Raw genomic sequence first — 5,194 nt, forward strand, 5'->3', positions numbered from 1 at the left:
CCTGATTGCCGGGTGAATAATTAAAGCTTGTTTTTACCCCCACCTAAGTTGCTAGGTGGGGGTTATTTTACGCTTACGGCGGCGCTACCCTGCGCTGGGTGGATACCCGCCGCTTCGGCCGCCTCTATCTGGCCGGAGAAGCAGAGCTAAAAAAGCTGCCTTGTTTGCGTGATCTGGGGCCGGAACCCCTGGACCCGACCTTTGACGCCGCGATCCTGACAGCTATTTTCGCCGGCCGGCGCCGGCCCCTGAAGCAGGTCCTCCTGGACCAGCACCTGGTAGCCGGGCTGGGTAATATTTACACCGATGAGGCCCTCTTCGCCGCCGGCCTGGACCCCCGGCGGCCGGCAGCCTCCTTGAATCCCGAGGAAGCAGCCCGCCTGCACGGGGCCATCCGCGCTGTCCTGGAACAGGGGATCGCCAACCACGGCACCTCCATCAGGGATTACGTCGACGGCAGCGGCCATCAAGGCAGCAACCAGGACCACCTCCAGGTTTACGGCCGGACCAGCCAGCCCTGCCCCCGCTGCGGGCAGCCCCTGGAACGGGTACGTCTCGGCGGTCGCAGCACCCACTTTTGCCCCCGCTGCCAGGTTTAAAATAGCCAGGAAGTCCCGCCAGAACCTGACAGGCACGAATACCACCACACCGCGTATATTGTTAGAGAAACGTGGGGTAAAGGTGGGATAAGCTGCCATGTTTCTGGCAACGATACTCCTGGCCCTGGCTGCCAGCCTGGATGGCCTGGGGGTAGGGCTTTCTTATGGTCTCAGAAGAATACGCCTGCCCTGGCTTTCCCTGGCCGTAATCTCCCTGATCTCTGTAGGAGCAAGTTTCCTATCCATGGTCGCCGGGCACCTGCTGGCCAGGATTTTTAATCCCGTCCTTGCCGGGCGCCTGGGGGCAGGTATATTATTAATCCTGGGCACGGTTATTATTATGGAGGCTTACCTGAAAAGGAAAACTAATAATGGGCAGGAGCAGACCCTATTGCGCCTGCGTCTCCCCCGGTTAGGCCTGGTTATTCAAATCTTAAGGGAACCGGCCCGGGCCGATCTGGACCTGTCCGGGAGCATCAGCAGCCGGGAGGCCCTGACCTTGGGGATAGCTCTGGCCCTGGACTCCCTGGGCATAGGTATGGGTGCTGCGGCCGCCGGTTTTTCCATCTCCCTGGCCCCCCTGGCCATTGGTCTGTGCCAGCTCCTCCTGGTGCGGCTAGGCCTATTCCTGGGCGGGCACTGGCAACTGGATAGCCTGGGCTGGCGGGGAGCGGCCCTCCCGGGCTTGATTCTAATCGCCATCGGCTTCTGGCGATTATAGGAGTGGCGCTGATGTTTATTATTGGTCTAACCGGCGGTATCGCCTGCGGTAAGAGTACTGTGGCCGGCATTTTAAAGGAGCTGGGGGCGGTCATAATTGATACCGACCAGGTAGCCAGGGAGGTAGTGGCCCCCGGCCGGCCCGCCTACCGGGAAATCGTAGCCGCCTTTGGGCCCCTGGTCCTCCGGCCTGACGGGCAGCTGGACAGGCCGGCCCTGGCCCGAATTATCTTTAACGACCCCACAGCCAGGGAACTCTTAAACGCCATTACCCATCCCCGCATCCGGAAACGGGTGGAGGAACTCCTGGCAGAAGTACGCCGGAACGACCCGGGGGCGGTGGTAGTCATCGAAGCGCCCCTGTTGTTCGAGGCCAGTATGGAAAAAATGATGGACGCCGTCTGGGCGCTTACCGCCCCGGCACCGGTGCGGTTAAAACGGCTGATAGCCAGGGACAACCTCTCCCTACTGGAGGCGGAGAGCCGTCTTAAGGCTCAAGGGGAAGAGGGAGCCCGGCTGCGCCGGGCTAACAGGGTAATACCAACCGGCGGCGACCTGGCGGCCACCCGGGCGGCCGTCCAGGCAGCCTGGCAGGAGCTGCAGCGCCGCCTGGGAAACAACCGGATTCAAGGAACAGTAACCGGTGACGCTCCCGGCCAGCAGGATCACGTCTACCCGGATAAGAACCATACAGTTGGAGGGGTAACAGGGAGCGCAACCGGCCTCCAGGCCGGCAAGGGCCATCTGGACGGTAGCAACCAAGTACCTGGAGGTGTCCCGTGGGAAAAGTAGGGCGTCGTTTGCTATGGTTACTCATATTGCTGGCCCTCCTTACCTTTCTTCTACCCCGGGCCGGGCGGTTCTTTTATCCCCTACCCTACCGGGATAGTATCGTCACCTATGCCCACCGGGAGGGCCTCGACCCCCTGTTGGTGGCCGCTGTAGCCCGGGTGGAAAGCAAATTCTACCCCCGGGCCCAATCGACCCAAGGTGCCATGGGCTTGATGCAGCTTATGCCGGATACCGCCCGGTTGGCGGCGGGCCACCTCGGTTTACCCTTTACACCGGGCAGGCTTTATGACCCGGATTATAACCTGCGCCTGGGCAGCTGGTACCTGGCCCGCCTCCTGGAGGAATTCGGCGACGTCAACCCGGCCCTGGCCGCCTACAACGGCGGCCGCGGCCACGTCCACGAGTGGCTGGACGGCGGCGTCTGGGACGGGAGCTACGCCAACTTGCACCAGGTGCCCTTTCCGGAGACCAGGGAGTTTGTGCGCCGGGTGCGGCAGGATTACCGCATCTATCGTTTTTTATATCCTGACGTTCGCTAGCAGGGAATCGCCCCCGGAGGCCGAATAATATAGGGAAACCTTTGGTAAAATGAATTCTGGTGTCGAGGAGTGGATACAATGGGGACCGAGGTCATTACCTCCCTGGAGCAGGTACGGCGGCTGCAGGTCGAACCGGACCGGCGTTTTTATTCCGCGCAGCATGAAGAGATTGCTTCCGGGGCGACTACCGACGTTTATTTCGTCCGCACCTACGCGATCCTGAAGGAATTGGGCAAGGTAAATACTATAGTCACAGCCGAGGTCTTTCCCCGCCGGCCGGGGATTATCTGCGGCATCAATGAGGTTCTGGCCTTGCTACAAGACCGGCAAGTAACCATCTACGGCCTGCCCGAGGGGAGCCCCTTTGCGCCGAAAGAGGTGGTCCTGCGCCTCCAGGGTCCTTACAGCGAGTTTGGCCTCTTTGAGACCACCCTGCTGGGGATGCTGGCCAGTTCCAGCGGCTGGGCCACGGCGGCCCGGGAGATCAAGGAAGCGGCCGGTGACCATCCCTTCGTCTGCTTCGGTGCCCGCCATGTGCACCCGGCGGTGGCCCCGGTCATGGAGCGGGCGGCCATTGTCGGCGGCGCCGACGGGGCGAGCTGCATCCTGGCCGCTAAACTGGCCGGCCGGGAGCCCCAGGGCACGGTCCCCCATGCTGTTTTCCTCATCATCGGCGATACAGTGGAAGGAGCCCTGGCTTACGACCGCCTCATGCCTCCCGATGCCAAGCGGACTATCCTCATTGATACCTTTAAAGATGAAGCCGAAGAAGCCCTGCGGGTAGCCGCAGCCCTGGGCCCGACCCTGGCTGGCGTACGCCTGGATACCCCCAGTGAGCGCGGCGGTGTGACCCCGGAGCTGGTCCGGGAAGTGCGCTACCGCCTGGATAAAGCCGGCTACCACCAGGTGGGCATCTTCGTCTCCGGCGGCCTGACGCCGGAACGCATCCGCACCCTTATCGAAGCCGGGGCCGACGCCTTCGGTGTGGGCAGCTATATCTCCGGCGCCGCCCCTATTGACATGACTATGGATCTAAAGGAGGTCGACGGCCGTCCGGTCGCCAAGCGCGGCCGCCTGCCGGGGACCCTTCCCAACCCCCGGCTGGTACAGCTGAAATAGGCCCGCCTAAAAGCCTTGACAGAAGTGGTAGGAGAGTTTATAATTATTTTTGCTAAATGCGGCGGTGGCGGAACCGGCAGACGCGTACGTTTGAGGGGCGTATGGGTTATCCCGTGGGGGTTCAAGTCCCCCTCGCCGCACCAAAGTTAGGTTTTACTAGGTTCCTAAACCCTGAAAATAAACAGGACGTATCGCCGCTGACGAACAGCGCACGTCTAATGGTACTAAACCTCCTCTAGCCTGCTTATTAAAATACTTCAGCGGGAGGGAGGTTTATTATTTTATGGCGCAAGGTACAGCCTTTATGTTAATCTTATTCTATATCCCCCGGCCGGGGGTTTTTCTTTATCTCCCGCTGAATATACATTAAAGAAAAGAGGTTGAAAGCGGGGGATGAGGGTGGGCCGGGTTTTATTTTTACGCTGGCGGTGGATAGGACTAGTAGTTCCAGGGGCCATCTTCCTGGCTGGCATGACCTTTTTTCTACTCTGGTCAAAGGAACTACCGGCAATGGCGCCTCCTGTCTCCGGGGAGTTACAGGAATACCTGAAATCCACCTTCACGGCCCGGGCCAGGGCCCTAACCGGTGGTAATTATCAGGGCCTGGAGGTCTTTTATGATACTACGACGACCAGCGGCCGGTTTGCCCTGAACCATGAAATCGGCCGCATTAAATACGTCCAGGAGTGGTTGCAAAAACGCCAGCTAACCCTGACTGGCAGTCACCTGGACCTGGCCGTTGTCGACACCGGTAGCGAAGGGGATAAGGGCTGGGCCTCGGTATCCCAACATCTAATCCTCAGTTACCGGCACCAGGGGGAAGTGTCAAAAGCAGTAAACCAGATGGGATTCCGTACCATCCACTGGGTGGAACTGGTCAAGAAGAACGATCGCTGGCTGGTCACCCGCGACTGGTACTGGGACCCCTTTGAGACCGACGACCTGAAACCTACAATCGCCCCCGGCACGGCTGTCTGCAAGGTGCCGCCACCGCTATTCCAAGGTAAATACCGTCGCCAAGCGGCGGTGGCCTATGCCGACCGGTATAGCGGCGTACGCCTGGGTCCCGGGGACGGCCGCTATAACCAGGACTATCGGGACTTAACCGGTCTGGGCGGTGATTGCGCCAATTTTGCTTCCCAGGTTTTAAGTGACAAAAAAGCCGGGGGCATACCCCGGGACTGGGTGTGGAATTATCACAACGGTGAGGGCAGCCAGGCCTGGGCCCAGGCTACCGGTCTGGTCTATTACCTCCTGGACAGCGGCCTGGCGGTGCGCCTGGCCCGGGGTAATTTTCAAGAGGTAACCCGGGCTACGGCTACTTACCCTTATGGGGTCGTCAACGCCCTGCAGCCGGGGGATATTATCGGTTATGAAGAAAACGGTGAGGTAAGCCATATCTCCGTAGTTGCCGGCCGGGATGCC

The 5,194-nt window shown here is 60.3% G+C and carries 6 protein-coding genes and 1 tRNA gene; all 7 read left to right on the forward strand.

Annotation, left to right across the window (positions count from 1 at the left end; genetic code table 11):
* The first annotated feature begins 98 nt into the window (after positions 1-98).
* Positions 99-599 (forward strand): zinc finger domain-containing protein, encoded by a 501-nt coding sequence (locus tag SDD30_RS16925; protein ID WP_434076108.1) that lies wholly within the window; start codon positions 99-101, stop codon positions 597-599.
* A gap of 97 nt (positions 600-696) precedes the next feature.
* Positions 697-1,320 carry a sporulation membrane protein YtaF gene (gene ytaF / locus SDD30_RS16930; protein WP_434076109.1) on the forward strand — a complete coding sequence of 208 codons (624 nt, stop codon included), beginning with the start codon at positions 697-699 and terminating at the stop codon, positions 1,318-1,320.
* An 11-nt stretch (positions 1,321-1,331) separates the two neighbouring features.
* Complete coding sequence (gene coaE, locus SDD30_RS16935) at positions 1,332-2,111, forward strand: dephospho-CoA kinase (RefSeq protein WP_434076110.1); 780 nt, start codon at positions 1,332-1,334, stop codon at positions 2,109-2,111.
* A complete protein-coding gene (locus SDD30_RS16940; RefSeq protein ID WP_434076111.1) occupies positions 2,099-2,650 on the forward strand; it encodes a lytic transglycosylase domain-containing protein in 552 nt (183 codons plus the stop codon). Before coaE ends, SDD30_RS16940 begins: the two co-directional genes overlap by 13 nt.
* A gap of 78 nt (positions 2,651-2,728) precedes the next feature.
* Complete coding sequence (locus SDD30_RS16945) at positions 2,729-3,769, forward strand: nicotinate phosphoribosyltransferase (protein WP_434076112.1); 1,041 nt, start codon at positions 2,729-2,731, stop codon at positions 3,767-3,769.
* A gap of 58 nt (positions 3,770-3,827) precedes the next feature.
* Positions 3,828-3,912: transfer RNA gene (locus tag SDD30_RS16950), tRNA-Leu, on the forward strand.
* 256 nt (positions 3,913-4,168) lie between these two features.
* On the forward strand, positions 4,169-5,194 hold a 1,026-nt coding region (locus SDD30_RS16955), incomplete at its 3' end, for an amidase domain-containing protein (protein ID WP_434076113.1).

It is taken from the genome of Moorella naiadis (nom. illeg.), from assembly GCF_051020825.1.
Lineage (GTDB): Bacteria > Bacillota > DSM-521 > Neomoorellales > Neomoorellaceae > Neomoorella > Neomoorella naiadis.